The following is a 17084-nucleotide window of genomic DNA, read 5'->3' on the forward strand; positions in this document are numbered from 1 at the left end:
GATCGATGAACGTGAGGGCGGGGACAGTGAGCTTCGAGGCGGGCAACGCCGCCACGCGTGATGCGGAAGACCTCGCGACCATAAGCGAGGGCTCGCAGGACAAGGCTTGCGACCTGCTTCGTTCGAGCCAGGCCGGCATATCTTCGTCCGAGGCTCAGCTCCGGCGCGATCAATACGGGCCGAATATTGTCAGCCGGGAGCAGCGTATGCCGCTGCTTGCCGAGATCTGGTCTCGCGCCAAGAGCCCTCTGAATGCGCTGCTGTTGGTTCTCGCATTCGTGTCCTATACGCTCGGAGACGTCAGAGCCTCGATCGTCATATTCGCAATCGTGGTCCTTTCTGTCGGCATGGCCTTCATCCAGGAGCATCGTTCCAGTCAGGCGGCGGCGCAGTTGCGCGCGATGGTGAAGACCACTGCGACCGTTCATCGACCCGGGGATGGGCGTTCCACGTTAGAAGAAATTGCGGTCGAAGACCTCGTGCCTGGAGATGTGGTGCAGCTTTCGGCGGGTGATCTCATGCCGGCCGATGTCCGCCTGCTCGAGGCCACGGATCTCTACGTCAACCAGTCCGCGCTGACCGGCGAGGCAATGCCGGTCGAAAAGCAGGCGGCTCCTTGTCATGACAATATCGAGGGGGCTCTGGACCGGAGCAATCTCTGTTTTATGGGGTCGAACGTTGTAAGCGGCTTCGCCCGGGCCCTGGTGATCCGGACAGGAGCCAACACCTTCTTTGGCGCACTGGCCGAAAAGGTCGCGGCACAGCAGGAGGAGACGGCATTCGATCGCGGCATCCGGCGGTTCACCTGGCTGATGATCGGCGTGACCGTTGTCCTCGGCCCCTCGTCTTTGTCATCAACGGCATCACCAAGGGAAATTGGCTGGAGGCCTTGCTTTTTGCGGTGGCGGTCGCTGTCGGATTGACGCCTGAAATGCTGCCGATGGCGGTGACGGTCAACCTCGCCAAAGGCGCCCTGGCGATGGCGAAGTCCAAGGTAATCGTAAAGCGGTTGAACGCAATCCAGAACCTCGGCGCAATGGATGTTCTGTGTACCGACAAGACCGGTACGCTGACGCAGGACAAGATCATCCTCAAGCAGCATGTCGACATTCATGGCGAGGACTCGCCGCGCGTGCTGCACTACGCATACCTCAACAGCTATTTCCAATCCGGACTGAAGAATCTTCTGGATGTCGCCGTCCTGGAGCATGGTGACGTCCATGAAGCGCTCCGCGTTGACGAGCATTTCAAGAAGGTGGGAGAGATCCCGTTCGACTTCTCGCGCCGCCGGTTGTCCGTGATCGTCTCCGATGGACAAGAAAAGCATGTTCTCATCTGCAAGGGGGCCGTTGAGGAGATATTCGACGTCTCTACACGATACGAAGACGCCGGCGTCATCGGCACCCTCGATCCCGGGCACCTGGAGACGGCAAAGCAAGAGACCGTACTGCTGAACAAGAGCGGGTTTCGGGTAGTCGCGGTTGCATACAGGGAGATGAATGACACGAAGCCGAGCTACGGTGTCGAAGACGAAAGAGACCTTGTTCTTCTCGGCTACATCTCGTTCCTCGACCCGCCAAAAGAGAGCGCATCGAAGGCGATCGCCGCGCTCGAAGCCAGTGGCGTACGCGTAAAGATCCTGACGGGCGATAACGAGGTCATCACCCGCAAGATCTGCGGTGACGTCGGCATCGATGCGCAGGATATTGTTCTCGGCCCACTGCTCAGCAAGATGACGGAAGGCGAAGTCGCGGCCGCGACGGCAAGGGCAACCGTGTTTGCCAAGCTCACGCCCGACCAGAAGGAGCGTATCGTTCAGCTCCTGCGGGCAAGCGGACACGTCGTCGGGTTTCTGGGCGACGGCATCAACGACGGCCCGGCGCTGAAGAGCGCCGACGTTGGCATATCGGTCGATAGTGCCGTCGACATCGCCCGGGAGTCGGCCGACATCATCCTCCTGGAAAAAAACCTGCTCGTGCTTCGCGATGGCGTGATCGAGGGCCGCAAGGTATTCGCCAACATCACCAAATACATCAGGATGGGCGCAAGCTCGAACTTCGGAAACATGTTCAGCGTCGTGGGCGCGAGCATTTTCCTTCCATTCCTGCCCATGACCGCAATCCAGGTGCTCGCCAACAATCTGCTCTACGACCTCTCGCAGACAGCCATTCCGACAGACACGGTCGACGATGAATTTGTCGCTTCGCCAAGGCGGTGGGAAATAGCCGGCGTCTTCAGGTTCATGGTCCTGCTCGGCCCCGTAAGCTCTATCTTCGACTACGCCACGTTCGCCATGATGCTGTTCGTCTTCAATGCCTGGGCAAACCCGGCGTTATTCCAGACAGGATGGTTTGTGGAATCGCTGCTGACGCAGACGCTGATCATCCACGTCATCAGGACGTCGCGCATACCCTTCATCGAGAGCTCCGCCAGCACGGCATTGATGACCGCCAGTCTCCTTGTTGCGGTCGTGGGTGTCATCCTGCCAACGACCGGCCTCGGCGCAGCGCTTGGGTTCGTTCCGCTGCCACTTCCGTACTGGCCACTGCTCGTGGTCATCCTGCTTCTCTACGCAGTATTCGCGCATCTTGCGAAACTTTGGTTTGTCCGGAGATGGGGCTTATAGGAGCGGCGCGGCCTGCGGGCGCCCAATTGCGATGTATCAATGAAGAGAATGCTGCGACCTGGCTGACTGTGCTAGCAAAAGGATACTGTGATGGGGGCGGAGAGCAGGCAACGCGAGGCGCTGATGCAGCAGGAGACGGAGGCCGATGTGCGATCCGACAAGGCAGATGCGACGATGCCGCGAAAGCTCTCCGGCTTCATTTCAAGGATGGGGCGGGGTCACCAGGCGCTGCTGGTATTGCTGTCAGTTCTCCTGTTTGCGGTGGGCATCCTTCCGCTCGAGGTCCAGCGGCGGATCGTGAATGACGCGACGCAGGGAGCAAGTCTGAACGCAATCCTGGCTCTCGTCGCAGCCTACCTGGCGCTCGTCTTGAGCGAAGGCGGGATCAAGCTCGTTCTCAACGTATATCGTGGCTGGATTGGTGAAGTTGCCATCCGCTGGTTACGCATGGTGGTCATCGATGCCGGCGAGCGCCATGCCGAGGGGCTCACGACGGTGGCCGAGGGCATCGAGATGTCGATCGTGCTCGCAGAGGCCGAGCCGGTTGGCGGTTTCGTTGGCACCAGCATAACCGAACCGGTGCTGCAGGCTGGCGTGCTCCTCGCCGTAGGCAGCTACATGATCTATCTGCAGCCGTTGCTTGCCCTGGCCGTCATCGCGGTATTCGTTCCCCAGGCCATCCTCGTCCCGGTTCTTCAGGGGCTGATAAATCAGCGCGTGAAAACGAAGATCACCGTCATGCGGCACCTAAGTGAGGAAATGGTCGACCATTCCTCGCCAAAATCACCGAAGCATCAGGCCGCCCGCGTGCAACGCCTCTTCTCGACGAATATGAGCATCTACAAGCTGAAATACTCGCTCAACTTCCTGATGAACCTGATGTTTCAGCTCGGATACGCCGGGATCTTCGCGCTCGGTGGCTACTACGTCATCACGGGCAAGATCGAGATCGGGACGGTTGTCGCTTTCATCGCCGGCCTCAACAAGGTGTCTGACCCTTGGGGCGCGCTCGTCGACTGGTATCGCGACCTGCGCGTCACTCAGGTGAAATACGAACTGATCCGCGACGCGAGCGCCCTCGATCAGCGCCCGTCGAGTGGTGGAGCGAACTAGACGGGACGCGGTTGGGCTAACGACGGAGGCAGCCGGTGGCGAACGAACATTGGGCCGAACCTGACGACCTCCTGCTGAAGCGTGACCGATCGACCGGCCGAGCAATCATGGGCTGGCTGACCGGCGCGCTGATATTCGCCGGCGTGATGGCACTTCTCCTGCACTTCGCGGATCTGGCCGAGTTTCTGGCTGTATTGAGAGCCGCCAATCCGCTTTGGATACTTGCCGCCCTGTCATGCCAGATGGCGACCTACGCCTGCGCCGCGGCAGTTTGGCAGGTGGTAACCAGGCGGGCCGGTTATCCGCTCGAGCTTCGGGACCTGCTCAAACTCGCGGTGATGGAGCTTTTCGCAAACCAGGCGATACCGACGGGCGGCCTGAGCGGAAGCCTGCTGGTTGCGCGCGGTCTGGTGCGGCGACAAATTCCGTCCGCGATCGCATTAACCGCCCTGCTGATTGCCGCCCTCTCCTATTACGCCGCCTACTTTCTGATGGCAGCGCTCGCCTTCGCCCTGCTGTGGTCAACAGGCGACCTCAGCGGCACCTGGCCGCTGCTCTCCATCATCTTCGCCGCGATCATCGTCGTCATGACAACCTGCCTGGTCGCCGTCACTGTCAGCAAGGGGCGCTGGATCCCCCGCACGCTCCTGCAGCGGCCGGTAGTGACACGCCTCGCGAAAGCGCTTGAACAGGTTCGGACCGACATGGTGAGTTCTCCCGGTATGCTCGGCATCACGATTTTCCTGCAGCTGGCAATTTTCGTCCTGGACGCGACAACGCTTTGGCTTGCCATCTACGCCCTTGGCACCAGCATTGCGGTTTCACCTGCGTTTCTCGCCTTTGTCCTCGCGTCGGTCGTGGCAACGGTTTCCCCCATTCCGCTCGGTCTTGGCTCCTTCGAAGGCGGCTGCGTAGCAGTCCTTCACCTTTTTGGAGTCAGCATCGAGGTCGCCCTCGCCGCCACCCTGATCTTCCGAGGATTGTCGTTCTGGATCCCGATGCTTCCCGGAATGTGGCTGACCCATCGGGAGGCACAGGCGGATCTTTGACCTGCGTCAATGCATGGGTCGACCGAAGGCAGGATTGTACTCGTGACTCTTCCCGCCATGGCGACGGGAGGGCTAGCTTCTAAATGAAGCGATGATCAGGAGAAAAAGACATGCTCGTCGAAAACGCAATGACGCCATCCCCGATGACCGTCAATGCTTCCGCCACGGTCCTTGAGGCCGCCGACATCATGCTCGCCAACCGGATCAGCGGGCTGCCGGTGGTGGACGACAAGGGCGTCCTTGTCGGCATGATCACCGAAGGCGACTTCCTGCGTCGACATGAGCTCGCCACGGACCGCAAGCGCTCCTGGCTGCAAGGCTGGCTCGCCAGCCCCGGCAAGATCGCTGACGAATATGTCCGCTCTCACGGCCGCCGCGTAGCAGAGGTGATGAACGAGCACGTTGTCGTCGTTGCTCCGACTGCATCGCTGTCCGATGCTGTCCAGTTGATGGAACGAAACGACGTGAAGCGACTGCCGGTCATTTCGGACGGGAAGCTGGTCGGGATCATCGCGCGGTCGGATCTGCTGCGCGCGCTGACAAGGATGCAGAGACCGTCGGCTCCATCGACAGCCGATGCTCAGATACAACTCGCCGTCGAAGCCGAGCTCGCAAAGCAGATCTGGAGCAAGAATGGCTTCATCCGCTGCATAGTTAGAAACGGGGTCGCGGAATTGGCCGGCACCATCTTCGACGAACGGGAAAGACTGGCTGCGAAGGTCGCGGCGGAGAATGTGCCGGGTGTAACGGCGATTTCCGACCATCTGACATGGATCGACCCCTACTATGGAGTGGCGCTGCCACCGCCAGTCGGTGAGGAAGATCGCGTCTGACACAGTTTTAGTTCGGCATGTCGTTCACAGATTGACCTTCATCAAGGACGGCCTGCCCCTCTCCTTTATGCTCTGCCCGAACGCTGACAGGTGGAACATGCCGGACCCCAAATTATCCTTCCATGGCGCAGCCGGATCTGTCACCGGCTCCTGCTTCATTCTGGAGGCTGCAGATCGCCGGATCATGATCGATTGTGGCATGTTCCAGGGCTCGAAGAGCGAAAAAGAGCTTAACTACCGCCCCTTCCCCTTCGATCCGACGGAGATCGATGCCGTTCTCCTGACACACGCTCACATTGATCACTCGGGTCTCCTTCCGAAGCTGGCGAAGGAGGGGTTCAGCGGGCCGATCTACGCCACGCGGCCGACCATGGAACTATGCGGGGTCATGCTGCAGGATTCCGGACATATCCAGGAGTCCGAAGTCAAGCAGCTCAACCGCCGCAGCCGCAGGCGCTCACGCGCTCCCGTGGAGCCCATTTACACCGCCGACGACGCCCGCATGGTGATGCCCCAGTTCATCAGCGTGCCGTACCTGCAATGGCGGGACATGGGCGACGGGATCAGGTTCCGCTTCTGGAACGCCGGCCACATGCTCGGATCCGCCTCCATAGAGATCGAGGTGGCGGGCGCAGACGATGCGCGACGCCTGCTATTTTCCGGCGACGTCGGCACCCGCTTCAAACTGCTGGAGGGATTGCCCCAGGCTCCTTCAGGCATCGACTATCTCATCTGCGAAAGCACCTATGGAGACCGTGAGCGCGAGGACCTGACGCAGGATGCACGCCGCAACCGCCTGAAGGAAATCGTCGCGAAGGCGCACAGCCCAAGCGGCGCGCTTCTGATCCCGTCCTTTGCCGTCGAGCGGACCCAGGAGGTCTTGACGGATCTCATCGCGTTGATGGACGACGGCAGCCTTCCGCGTTTGCCGATCATGATCGACTCGCCACTGGCGTCGAGGGCAACCGAGGTGTTCAAGACCCAGGCCGGAGAGCTTGCCAACGCGGCCGCCTTCATACGTGCTCTCAACGCGCCGAACGTCAGGTTCACCGAGTCCGCCGAGCAGTCGAAGGCGCTCGATCTGGTCCGTGGTTTCCACATCATCATTGCGGCGAGCGGCATGTGCGAAGCGGGGCGTATCCGTCACCGTCTGCGAAACTGGCTCTGGCGACCGGAATGCACCGTCCTTCTGGTGGGCTTCCAGGCATCGGGAACTCTTGGACGCATCCTGCAGGATGGTGCCCGCGTGGTGCGGATCCAGGGCGACGAGATTCAGGTGCAGGCGACGATCGTAACCTTCGACGCCTATAGTGGTCACGCGGATGCCTCGGATCTGGAGGAATGGGTTTCGGCCCGGGCGCCGATCGGCAAGGGAGTATTTCTGGTCCATGGTGAGCCGGAAGCGCGTAGCGCCCTGACGAGCCGCCTGTCAAAATCCCTGATGGTCCCTGTGATGGAGCCCCGTCTCGATGACAGCTTCTCCCTGACCAGGGAGGGCGCGCGCCTGATCGAAGACGCAGCCCATGTCCGGCTTGCACCCGAGCAACTTGGTCGCCCGGATTGGCATAATGACTTCCAGAGCTTCGTCCTCGACCTCTCCGACCGTCTGAGCCAAGCCGCCGATCAGAAAGGCCGGGCTGTGATCCTTCGCAAGGTCAGGCGCGCGCTCGACCCTGGCGAAGAAGACATCAAGGCAAAGGAGAACCACAATGCTATGCACTGACCGGGATTTCAAACCCGCTGGCGAACACTTCGCCGTTCCCACGCAGGGCGAAGTGGAAGGCAGGCTTCTGGTGTCAGAACTGGTCGCCGTCGCCTGCCTGCAGGAGCTTCTGAAGAAGGAGCATGCGCCTGTCATCGAGAGAGTTCGGCGCCGGATCCTGCGAGATCTGAAGAATCGGTGCCGCGCGTTGAAGCTCTGCGCCGATGATGAGAAGTCGACGGCAGACTACGCCTTGCAGCTATTGGAGTCCGCCGTGGCGGAAGCCAGCTCCCGGTAGCTGGCGACCAAGTGAGGTTCAGCATGACCAGGGAAGTGGGAGTAGTCTTCAATGCCGGTTCTTGGAGTTTGAAGATTGGCGTGTTCGATGTCGGCTCCGGGGTGGCCAAGCGTGTCGGCCGAGGCACTTTGTGTTTCGGTCAGAGCCCGCGGTTCACATATCAGGTGGGCGAGGATATCCAGGAAATCGACCTGCCGATTATCGCAGACGGCATTGGCATCAAGGTAATCGCGAATGTTATCGATCGTCTGGTGCATGCTGACTGCCACATGGCATTTGTCGGCCACCGCATCATACATGGCGGACTCCTTTTCAACGGGCCGACGCCGCTCAACGCGAGCACAATGTCCCAAATCGACGGTTTGTCACGACTGGCGCCTCGGGAGCAGTCGCAGGCGCTGCAAGTAATCGACGCCATCTTCTCGCTCTATCCGCCAGTCGTGCAAACCGCATCCTTCGACACGGCCTTTCACGCCTCGCAATGCAGCCTGGCGACGAGACTGGCAATCCCCACCTCGATGCACGAGGCGGGCGTGCGGAGATACGGCTTCCACGGTCTCTCCTACAAACATGTATCGGCCTGTCTGCATAGACTTGCGCCAGACATAGGCGGCGGCAGAGTTGTCTGCGCTCACCTTGGAAACAGCGCCAGCCTTTGCGGCATGGTCGATGGAGTGAGCATTGACACCAGCATGGGTTTTTCAGCTCTCGATGGCGTCCCGATGGCCACGCGGCCGGGAGCTATGGATCCCGGCGTCCTGCTTCATCTACTCAGATCCGAATTGTCGGATGCCGACAAGCTGGAGGATTTTCTCTATCATCGATGCGGGCTTTTCGGGGTCTCGGGGACAAGCGGCGATACCCAAGCCCTCCTGGAGGACTTCCGCCCCGCCGCCAGGGAAGCCATCGATCTGTTCTGCTTCAGAGTTGCGGGCGAAATCGGCCGTCTCGCCGTTTCGATTGGCGGCGTCGACGCGATCGTCTTTACCGGCGGTATTGGAGAGCACCAGCCTGAGATCCGCCGGGGGATCGAGCGGCACCTGTTATGGATGGGCCTTTCCCTGAACGAGGCGGCCAACAAAACCAGCGCAACCGTGTTGAATGCCAAGGACAGCACCATTGCTGCATTCGTCATTCCCACTGACGAAGAGCAAGTCATCGCCGACGAGGCACTCGCTACCATCAATCGACATGGATATCATTGAGGCTTCGCAACCAATATCTGAAGAAGCGCCGCCTCATCCTTGCCGGAGCGCACCGCTATATCACTAAGGGTTGCCTCGGATGCGGCAGCGGCAAATCCAGCACTGGTCAACTTCTGGACAAGGGCCTCGGGCGTCGTCCCTAGAAGCGGCGCGACCTGGGATGCGGGATTTTTCAGGATGGCGCTGGCAAAGGCGAAGTGAGGAGGGCCGCCAGCGCGGCCACCCTCGGCTCCCGACGGCACCGCGTAATAGAGGGCGGCAGCCAGCGAGATCACCAACGCAATCGCCATCGGCGCCCGTCGGAAATAACTGGAAAACGCCTTCCAGTTCTTCCAGAGGTGAAAAGCGAAGGGAGCGATCAGAACCATACTGAGCCACTCGTGCATGCCATGAAACCAGCCTTGGCCGACATGGAAGAAGAGCGCGATACCAGAAATCAATGAAACAAGAAACAAGCCGGTGATGAATGGGGTTGCGTAACGCTTTATGAGGTTCGTCATTGTCCACCTGTTGGTAATGGCGGGATCATGACATGGCACTTCGCATGGCCATAGTTAAACATCGTTCATAGTGGGTGCCTCACCTACCTTCGCCGCTCCCTAGAATGATAGACCGCCCATCGCAGTGCGTTTTTCCCTGTTGCTCGCCAAGGATTGAGGTTCAACGCCTGCGGGCATCGACATATGCGCCCCGCTGCTACCCTTGGCGTCTCCTTTGTCCGATAGCGAAACTGTGGGCAGCGTCAGAGACGACCCGATCTTGAGTGGCTGCGCAATGTCATGTGCGATCTGGTCTGCCACCGCCTCCTCCGTCCCCAGCGATGTGTCCGGGCGCTGGTTCAGGTCGTAGCTGTCCGACCAGAGGACGGCTCCATCGCTCTGGCGCACGAGGCGAGCTGTGAGACGAAGCCGCTCCTCGTTCTCCCTTACACTGCTTTGCAGCAAGTAGCGCTCATCCCCGTTGGCGCCGGATGCTGCAGGCTGCAGCATCACTGTCAGCTTTCCGCCCGACACGAGTTTGACGACAAGCTCGTCTCTGAGGAAGCGAGAGATCTCCGCTGCCTGGCCGCCGCCGCCAGCATCATCGATAGGCTCCACGACGATCGTTGGCGCCGCCTGCACCTCAGCCGGCTTTTGTACCGGTGGCGTTGAGGCAAGTTGCAGGGCAATAACAGAGATTGTCGCGGTCCCGATGATCGAAAATCCAACGAATGCCCTCTTGAGGCCGGCCGATTGCCTCGAAGGACCATTGAGCCACTCGGCGCGCCTCACCAAAATGGGCGGGGGGTTCGTCGCGACCGCCGCAATCTGCACTCCGAAATCCGGATTGGTCGCGAATGACGGAACGTAGCCACCTTTGGGAATCGTGATCAGGACAGGTTCAGGCTGTTGCGACAGCAGATAGAAGCGCTCCAGCTCTCTCCTGATCCGGCAAGCCTCGATGCGGACCGCGGGATCATTCTGCGCGTCGAAGTTTCGTCTTGCAAAGACCGTCTCGGCGATCGTGTAGGCCTTCAGGTAGTGCGACCGTCCCTCAAGCGTCTCCTCGACCACATACCGCAGGAAGTTCTGCGCACGCGTCGGGAGACGGAGATCCTCGCTTGCGAGGATCCTGTCTAGCTGATCTTGCACGTCCGATTTTGAGGGTGCCGCGGCAGCTTCTTCAACAGCTCCTGCATGTACCATTGCCTTCCCCTTCGTACTCACGCGTAGCCCCGAGGGATTGTTGCGGGACGATCAGACGTTGATCGTCGCTTCCATGTGAAGCGGCCCTACCGAGCCTTGCGATAAGGCGATGCGCTTCCCTGCGTGTAAGAAAGATCGCCGTGGCATCGACTTCAGCAGGCGCGCCGGTCGCGGCATCAACGACGTTGAAAAGACCATGGCGAGTCGGCACGCAGATGTACTTGGTTTTGCTTGTGAAGCTCATGCGTAGCTCCCTCGATGCCTGCTCTCGGACGTATTTGATCGCGACGCGCACGCCCCCGCAAACCGGGAGTGCCAACTTGTGATTAAAGGCTATCAGGCTGACGCTGTCCCACATTGAGTTAAATCAAAATGAGAGAGCTTCCGCTTGATGAGGCCCGATGCATGCGGGCGGCACCGGAAGACGGTTCAGACACGCTAACCGCGGTTGATTTCAAGACGAGGGGCAGGAGCCAGCCGGCCGACCAGCCTTGCAACAGCAAATCCAACGAGAAGAGTGATGCAGGCGGCAAGAATGCACATTGTGCTGGACCGCGGGTCCGCGTCTGGAACGGCGGATAACGGCGCAAGCGCTGCGCCGACATTCCTGGTGGACACTCCGAGCGTGACAACGCTGCGCTTGTCGTATCTCAGCCCGAACGAAAGCGCATAGGAACAAGCCGCCAGTGCGATGTAGTATATGAACTGCGCGGCGATCGCCCAGGTGCCAACCGCACTCAGCATCTCCTGCCAGTTCTGCAGCACGGCAACGACAAGAAGTATGACAATGTTCACCGCGACCAGCTTTCTGATGATCGGATCACTTCTGTCGGCCCATCTCTTTGAGAGGCTTCGAACGGCGATGCCGCTGGCGAACGGCGCAAGCACCAACAGCAGCAGAGGCCGCACGACAACGCCCGCGCCCGCATGCAGGTCCGGCGCGACGAAGGGCACCGCGATTGGCATCACGACGATCGTGCCAAGCGCTGCGATCACGATGAACGCTGCCGTGTAGGCCGGATCACCTTTCGCGACATCTGAAAGCAGGGGCAGAAACGGCGCACATGGCGTCAGGCCAAGCAGCAACAGCCCGAGTGCGTAAGGCTCCGGCAATGCGAGTGCGCGCGCGATAAACAGGGCAAGGAGAGGCCCGACGATGAAAGCCGCTAGAACGCTGGATATCACGAACCGCTTGTCGTGCAGTGCAGCCCAGGCTTCCCTTATCTCGAGCTTGAGGCCTACATCGACCAGACTGCCGAGCATGAATGAGACCAGCGCCACATGCAGGGTGTAGTTCAGCAGATCCGACATCCTCGGCACCTTCCGGCTTTTAGGGGCAAACATACTGCGATGTCCGATACCCGTCGTTGATCTCCTTCAATGTGCGCAGCGAAATCACGGCTAGGGACGATGGATTGATCAATACGGCATCCCCGCTTTGATCCCCGTCAATGCGCGTTGCAATCGTGCTCCTATTCTCTCCGTCGCAGATGAGCACTCTGGCAGGTAGCGATGGGTAACGTCCAGCAAATCGCCCCAGCCGTCCGGGTTGAGAAAGCGGCTGAAAGGCGAACTGCGACAGGCGCCGCTTCTGGCGCGTCTCGTCTCCGTGCCCGCTGTTGCTTTGATCGAACTCGCGTCGCTCGTGCAGGATTTCAATCGCATCGACGCGCCTTGAGGTGAGCGCGCGCCCTGGAGGCCACGCGATCTTCGTCCCACGCTTTCCTGCCGCCGACCGCGTAGTGGACGGAGATTACAGGACGACACTGACATTTATTCTTTTTGCAAATCGAAACTGCCGAAGGACTGCAATACGGAGGGTCGCATGCGCTACAGCCCTATTCTCACCTTTCCGGATGCCGCACAGGAGGCTACGGTCTGGATCCGGGAACTCTCGGAACTGCTCGGCTGCGAGCAGCGCGTCGCATATGAGGTGCTGCGCACGATCCTTCACGGAGTGCGAGACAGGCTTTCGGTGGACGATAACGCTAAGGTTGGCAACGATTTGCCGATGATGCTTCGCGGTCTCTATTTCGAGGCTTGGGATCCGATGAGGAGCCGAGGGCACGATGATCTTCGCGATCTGCCAACACTGCTCAACGCGGCTTTGCCCAAGAGTATTGCCTCAGACGCCGAGCTGCTGCCGAAGGTCCTGCAGCTGTTCGAAGCCCGCCTTCCTCGTAAAAGATCGAACAAGCTCGACATTGCGCTGAGGCACTGCGTAACCACCGCGAGGCTCTGAGTTATCCGCAATGAAAACCAATCACGCGACGGGCAACAAATACCGTGCGTATGTCACGCGTTAGCCTCCCCCGGGTGCGGGCCCCTTCCTCACTACCTTCTCTTTCCCGCGGCCCTTGCGTCTCTACGGCCCGATGCGGGTCTTCTTTGATATGTTTCTGGGTATTTCGTTTGTGAAGATTTGGTTGCGGGGGCCTGAGTCCACGGAGACTTGCAAAATTTGCACGGGCTCATCATCGCTGCAGCCGACAAGCGACAATGCAGCGGCGCCGCCAAACAACCCGGCGAATATGGTTTGTGGGTGGGAATATTGGAACAACATCTTACCATCCTCCCACGGCCAAGCGATGAACCCGAGGGCCGAGGACGGTAACGAGCAGGACGAGGACGGCAGTCGCCGAGGAAAGGGTGAGCCCCATCGGCATAACCGACGTCCAGGCGTCCCGGCTATGAACGAAGGAATTCAAGGACGATCAAACTACCCACGACGTAGAGCCATCCGATCGGGGTCCGCAGCACGAGCATCCCGCGAAAGGCATCCACCAGAGGCCGGCCACGAGACCAAGCGCAAAAGTTGGTCCACATCATCAGCACTGTTTGCCAGTAGGCGATATCGGTCCGCAATGCGCCGATGAAGCAGGCGGCCGCAAAGTGGAAGGGTATCGCGCGAAGAGGAAATCTAAGTGCGCGCGGGACAGGTTGGGAAACGACATAGGTCATGATGCAATCCAAACAGCTGTAACTCGCTATTTAACTGACCGCGGCAGCATTGTTCCCGCCCAAGCGCCATTCATCCCGTTTCAACAATCACTTGCTTTTGAGCGTACTGCCCTAACTCCTCGGCATGTCATCAGGGGTTACGTGCGAAGCCAGTGTTTGTGGCGTCCTCATTTCAAGTCCCAGGAAGGATCACAAATGTGATTGACACGATGCCGATCAATCCCGGCTGGGAGGATATCGCCGTCCGACGTCGTGATCCGTCAGCGTGCCGTTCAGTGCAATTGCCTTGAGGGCCATCTCATTCTCCTTGCAGACACAGCAACCCAAACCTTGCCGTCTTTCAAAAGTTCCAGCCCGTTCGCTAGGGGAATTCCCTAGACATCGCCCGATGCGCGGGCGATCGCGGCAGCGAGCATTGTTTCATCGGCAGGCTTCATCAACCACTCGTAGGCGGAAAGAGCTTGATCAATCTGGGGGTCGTATGAGCGGCCGGAATAGATCACGGTAGGGACGCTCGCCTCGGCGAGAACGGCGATCAGATCTTCCGCCGTCCCGCCTTTCAGGTGATAGTCGACGATCGCGATGGCGGGCTTACCGTGTTCAAGCCAGGAGAGCGCCGCAGCGACCTCGGAAAATGCGTTGACTTTCCCATACCCCATCTCGAGCAGAATATCCTCGAGTTCGAGTACGATGAAGAGTTCATCCTCGACGATCAACGCAGCATTGCCATCCGATCCCTTCATTCCTCAAAAATATAGTGAAAAAGGCCGACAGCAAGAGGTTCGGTCGCAGCGTACGCTACCGTACATCCGCGGTATCTCCGCCTGACGGAAACCCCGGCATGCGATCTTGGTTTGGTTCAGGTGAATGGAGCAAAGAGAGAGCGTAGCGCATGGGCGTGGCGATATTGCCCGTGCTGTGTTCGATCAGGCGCGCGCATGGCACTAGCGTGATTGTACGTTAGCGTACACGGCTACAACAACACGGAACAAAGCGCCTCTGCACCGCTTCCTTCGATGACTGGAGGATCCAACATGGTTTCCGAATACACCAAAGCCTGCTCGATCGAAGAGGAGGTCGTTCTTCTCATTCCCGCTTTAAATGCTTTCGCCAGAACCTTTCACAAGAGCCCCGTGGACGTGGATGATCTAGTTCAGGAAACGCTCCTCAAGGGGCTGTCCAATATCGATCATTTTCGACCGGGCACAAAGCTCAAGTCGTGGCTCTTCACCATCATGAGAAACTCGTTCTGCACACGGTTTCGCGTCGGCAAGCGGGAGGTTATCGGCCTTGAAGAGTGCGCTTCCCACGCCGGCAGTGTTGCCCCTGAGCAGGAATGGCGTGTGCGCGGCCACGAACTGGAACGGGCCTGCGGAAGCCTGCAGGAACCTTTCAGATCGGCCTTCAAGTTCGTTTTCATAGAGGGCCGCTCCTACGAGGAGGCCGCGCGACGTTTTCATTGCGCCACCGGCACCATCAAGAGCCGGGTAAACCGCGCTCGCCAGCGCATCGCCGACGATCTTGGCGAGACTGCCGCCTAAGCGTTGAAACCCTCGGACAAGGCGACACTGCCTGGAGCCGAATCACTGGTGGAATGGCAATGATGTTCAGCGAGCTTCTCGGCCGACGCGTTCTCGTGATGGAGGACGACTACCTCCAGGCGAGCAATCTGACAGTCGCTCTCGAGGATCATGGAAGCGATGTGGTCGGGCCGTTCTCCGATTTGCAGGGTGGTATGTCGGCGCTCAGCCGCGGGGCGGTCGATGTCGCGATTCTCGACATTCGCCTTGGGACAGAGCGGGTGTTCGAACTGGCGGATCGGCTGGCGATGCTCAAAATCCCTTTTCTGTTCGTGACCGGCTACGATGGCGGAGAGATACCAGAGCGCTTCAAGACGGTGCAGCGGCTCTTAAAGCCGGTGGAACTCGACGAGATGATGGTGCTGCTCGCCGTCATCCTTTCCAAGCTCGACACGCGGCACTGATCGCGTTGGTTAACCCTGCATGGCCGAAGACATCCGGCGAAGTGCTACATATTCCCATAAGGCGGCAATCAGCAGCGCGATCGTCGCGCATAGGCTGGTCGCATAATTTGGCAATGCGAAACTCGCCACCGATATCCCGGCCAACAAACAAACGCCGACAATGTGCGACAGTGGAAAGCGGCTCCCGGCGCTGACTTTCACCCATATGTTGCCGAGCAGGAACAGAGCCGGGCCCCCAACGATGGCGGCAACATGCGTTGCCTCGCCCCTGTCTTCGCTGTGCGACAGAGAGAAATCCTCGCCGACGGCGGTCAGGATGATGCCGTCAACGATCGGTAAATGACCATATGTGAAGAGATTGTGGGCAACTGCTTCCGGTGTGCCGGTGTTTTCCGCCTTTTCGGCAGCCTTCTCCTGGCCATGGTGGAAATAGATCCACCACATTGCCACCGTACTGACGAAGGCACTGCAAAAGACCGCGAAGGTCATGTCGCTGCCCATGTGCTCCACCGCGTTGCGTCCCGTAGTCAGGATTGTTTCGCCGAGGCAGATGATGACGAACAGGGCGCAGCGCTCGGCCATGTGTTCGCCGGCCAAGCTCAACGTCTCCTTGGGCGCTGCTCCCAGCCACGGCACCCAGTAACGGATCAGCGGCACAGCGTACTCCACGGCGATTGCCAGTCCCCACAAGACAACTCGACCTTCGAAATCCGCCAGTGCGCCAAATATCCATAGGAGGCTCGTGGCGACCATCCAGATGCTGATGCGCATGAACGCCACGGCGCTCTGTCGGTCGGCGCCGAAAAACGCGTAGGCAGTAAAGATCGAGCGGCCGATCTGCATAGCCGCATAGATCGCGGCGAAGGCCATGGCATGCTCCCCGAACGCCTCGGGCAAGGCGATCGCCATGAGGATGCCGGCAAACATCAGAATAAAGAGCATGTGGCGCACCGCCTCGCGCTCCGTATTCAGAAGGTTCGTCACCCAGGTGGTATTGATCCAGACCCACCAGATTGCCAGGATCAGCAACGCCGCCTCGCCCGCCGTAGCCGACGTAAAATCGGAGGCAAGCGTGTGGGAAAGTTGAACCAGCGCGAAAACGAAAACCAGATCGAAGAACAGTTCCGGAAAGCTCGCCCTGGACTTTTCCGCCCCCTCCTCACGGATCCATCGGCGCCTGTGATCGGCCTTGCTCATCGATTGCAGTTCCTTCGGTTTGTTTTTATGGATCAGCATAACCGACGACGCGGATGGCGACGTTTCCACCGTCCACCGGCGACGTGAAGATAAGCGCGCCGCGTGCCTTCGAATGGGCCGGCACGTAATCGAACCGCGCTTCCGACGTTTCCGCTTCGGCTCCCTCACCGCTATGAAACTCGCCGCGCACGACCACAGCCGCCGCAGTAGTGTCGGCGGAGTTGGCGACTTCGAAAAGAAGCTCGTTTGGTGCCGCCTTTGAGCGTTGGTCCAGGATCGAAACCGCGAGCCGGGGCGGCCCGCCCTCCTCGCTTAGCACTTCGAAGCCGATAAAGCCGATCATCGCGACAACGAGAAGCGTGCTTGCAAGCCCGACAATCCATTCGACGACATGGGGTGAAGCATTGGCCGCGGTCTTTCGGCGGGACATC

General features: G+C 59.5%; 18 protein-coding genes. 11 read left to right on the plus strand and 7 right to left on the minus strand.

From position 1 onward, the window contains the following. The first annotated feature begins 5 nt into the window (after positions 1-5). The 8 genes from FZ934_RS28550 to FZ934_RS12120 all read left to right on the plus strand — a co-directional run bounded on the left by FZ934_RS28550 (position 6) and on the right by FZ934_RS12120 (position 8826). Positions 6-923: a cation-transporting P-type ATPase gene (locus FZ934_RS28550; protein ID WP_348649070.1), complete on the plus strand. Its 918-nt coding sequence runs from the start codon at positions 6-8 to the stop codon at positions 921-923. After that, entirely contained in the window at positions 890-2626 is a 1737-nt protein-coding gene (gene mgtA, locus FZ934_RS12090; RefSeq protein WP_348649071.1) for a magnesium-translocating P-type ATPase, read from the plus strand. Before FZ934_RS28550 ends, mgtA begins: the two co-directional genes overlap by 34 nt. Before the next feature lie 174 nt (positions 2627-2800). After that, the gene (locus FZ934_RS12095) at positions 2801-3739 is read left to right on the plus strand and encodes an ABC transporter ATP-binding protein (protein ID WP_246737889.1); all 939 of its coding nucleotides are present in this window, start codon (positions 2801-2803) and stop codon (positions 3737-3739) included. Positions 3740-3774: 35 nt separating this feature from the next. Further along, positions 3775-4788 carry a lysylphosphatidylglycerol synthase transmembrane domain-containing protein gene (locus tag FZ934_RS12100; protein ID WP_246737792.1) on the plus strand — a complete coding sequence of 338 codons (1014 nt, stop codon included), beginning with the start codon at positions 3775-3777 and terminating at the stop codon, positions 4786-4788. 110 nt (positions 4789-4898) lie between these two features. Continuing rightward, complete coding sequence (locus FZ934_RS12105) at positions 4899-5621, plus strand: CBS domain-containing protein (protein WP_153271268.1); 723 nt, start codon at positions 4899-4901, stop codon at positions 5619-5621. Between the two features lie 97 nt (positions 5622-5718). Continuing rightward, positions 5719-7344 carry an MBL fold metallo-hydrolase gene (locus FZ934_RS12110; protein ID WP_153271269.1) on the plus strand — a complete coding sequence of 542 codons (1626 nt, stop codon included), beginning with the start codon at positions 5719-5721 and terminating at the stop codon, positions 7342-7344. Further along, positions 7331-7621 (plus strand): hypothetical protein, encoded by a 291-nt coding sequence (locus FZ934_RS12115; protein ID WP_065690767.1) that lies wholly within the window; start codon positions 7331-7333, stop codon positions 7619-7621. Before FZ934_RS12110 ends, FZ934_RS12115 begins: the two co-directional genes overlap by 14 nt. A gap of 23 nt (positions 7622-7644) precedes the next feature. After that, entirely contained in the window at positions 7645-8826 is a 1182-nt protein-coding gene (locus FZ934_RS12120) for an acetate/propionate family kinase (protein WP_153271270.1), read from the plus strand. On the opposite strand, the gene FZ934_RS12125 is transcribed toward FZ934_RS12120, so the two are convergent. The 3 genes from FZ934_RS12125 to FZ934_RS12135 all read right to left on the minus strand — a co-directional run bounded on the left by FZ934_RS12125 (position 8820) and on the right by FZ934_RS12135 (position 11822). Further along, positions 8820-9326 carry a DUF4405 domain-containing protein gene (locus tag FZ934_RS12125; protein ID WP_065690765.1) on the minus strand — a complete coding sequence of 169 codons (507 nt, stop codon included), beginning with the start codon at positions 9324-9326 and terminating at the stop codon, positions 8820-8822. The genes FZ934_RS12120 and FZ934_RS12125 overlap by 7 nt on opposite strands. Positions 9327-9425: 99 nt before the next feature. Continuing rightward, positions 9426-10511, minus strand: a complete 1086-nt coding sequence (locus tag FZ934_RS12130; protein ID WP_153271271.1) for a hypothetical protein — start codon at positions 10509-10511, stop codon at positions 9426-9428. A 438-nt stretch (positions 10512-10949) separates the two neighbouring features. Continuing rightward, positions 10950-11822: a bile acid:sodium symporter family protein gene (locus FZ934_RS12135; RefSeq protein ID WP_194273702.1), complete on the minus strand. Its 873-nt coding sequence runs from the start codon at positions 11820-11822 to the stop codon at positions 10950-10952. A 514-nt stretch (positions 11823-12336) separates the two neighbouring features. Here FZ934_RS12135 and FZ934_RS12140 point away from each other — a divergent pair. Further along, on the plus strand, positions 12337-12753 hold the full coding sequence (locus FZ934_RS12140; protein ID WP_153271273.1) for a DUF2267 domain-containing protein: 417 nt from the start codon (positions 12337-12339) through the stop codon (positions 12751-12753). 446 nt (positions 12754-13199) lie between these two features. On the opposite strand, the gene FZ934_RS28130 is transcribed toward FZ934_RS12140, so the two are convergent. Both FZ934_RS28130 and FZ934_RS12150 read right to left on the minus strand, forming a co-directional pair. Next, entirely contained in the window at positions 13200-13472 is a 273-nt protein-coding gene (locus tag FZ934_RS28130; RefSeq protein WP_246737793.1) for a hypothetical protein, read from the minus strand. 374 nt (positions 13473-13846) lie between these two features. Continuing rightward, the gene (locus FZ934_RS12150; RefSeq protein WP_153271274.1) at positions 13847-14215 is read right to left on the minus strand and encodes a response regulator; all 369 of its coding nucleotides are present in this window, start codon (positions 14213-14215) and stop codon (positions 13847-13849) included. A 291-nt stretch (positions 14216-14506) separates the two neighbouring features. Between FZ934_RS12150 and FZ934_RS12155 the strand changes: the two genes are divergently transcribed. Both FZ934_RS12155 and FZ934_RS12160 read left to right on the plus strand, forming a co-directional pair. Next, on the plus strand, positions 14507-15013 hold the full coding sequence (locus FZ934_RS12155; protein ID WP_153271275.1) for a sigma-70 family RNA polymerase sigma factor: 507 nt from the start codon (positions 14507-14509) through the stop codon (positions 15011-15013). A 59-nt stretch (positions 15014-15072) separates the two neighbouring features. Then, the gene (locus FZ934_RS12160) at positions 15073-15456 is read left to right on the plus strand and encodes a response regulator (protein ID WP_194273703.1); all 384 of its coding nucleotides are present in this window, start codon (positions 15073-15075) and stop codon (positions 15454-15456) included. A gap of 9 nt (positions 15457-15465) precedes the next feature. Here FZ934_RS12160 and FZ934_RS12165 read toward each other — a convergent pair whose 3' ends face one another. Both FZ934_RS12165 and FZ934_RS12170 read right to left on the minus strand, forming a co-directional pair. Further along, positions 15466-16653: a low temperature requirement protein A gene (locus FZ934_RS12165; RefSeq protein WP_153271277.1), complete on the minus strand. Its 1188-nt coding sequence runs from the start codon at positions 16651-16653 to the stop codon at positions 15466-15468. A 25-nt stretch (positions 16654-16678) separates the two neighbouring features. Further along, the gene (locus tag FZ934_RS12170; RefSeq protein ID WP_153271278.1) at positions 16679-17083 is read right to left on the minus strand and encodes a hypothetical protein; all 405 of its coding nucleotides are present in this window, start codon (positions 17081-17083) and stop codon (positions 16679-16681) included. Position 17084 lies beyond the last annotated feature (1 nt).

The sequence above is a fragment of the Rhizobium grahamii genome (assembly GCF_009498215.1).
Classification (GTDB): domain Bacteria; phylum Pseudomonadota; class Alphaproteobacteria; order Rhizobiales; family Rhizobiaceae; genus Rhizobium; species Rhizobium grahamii_A.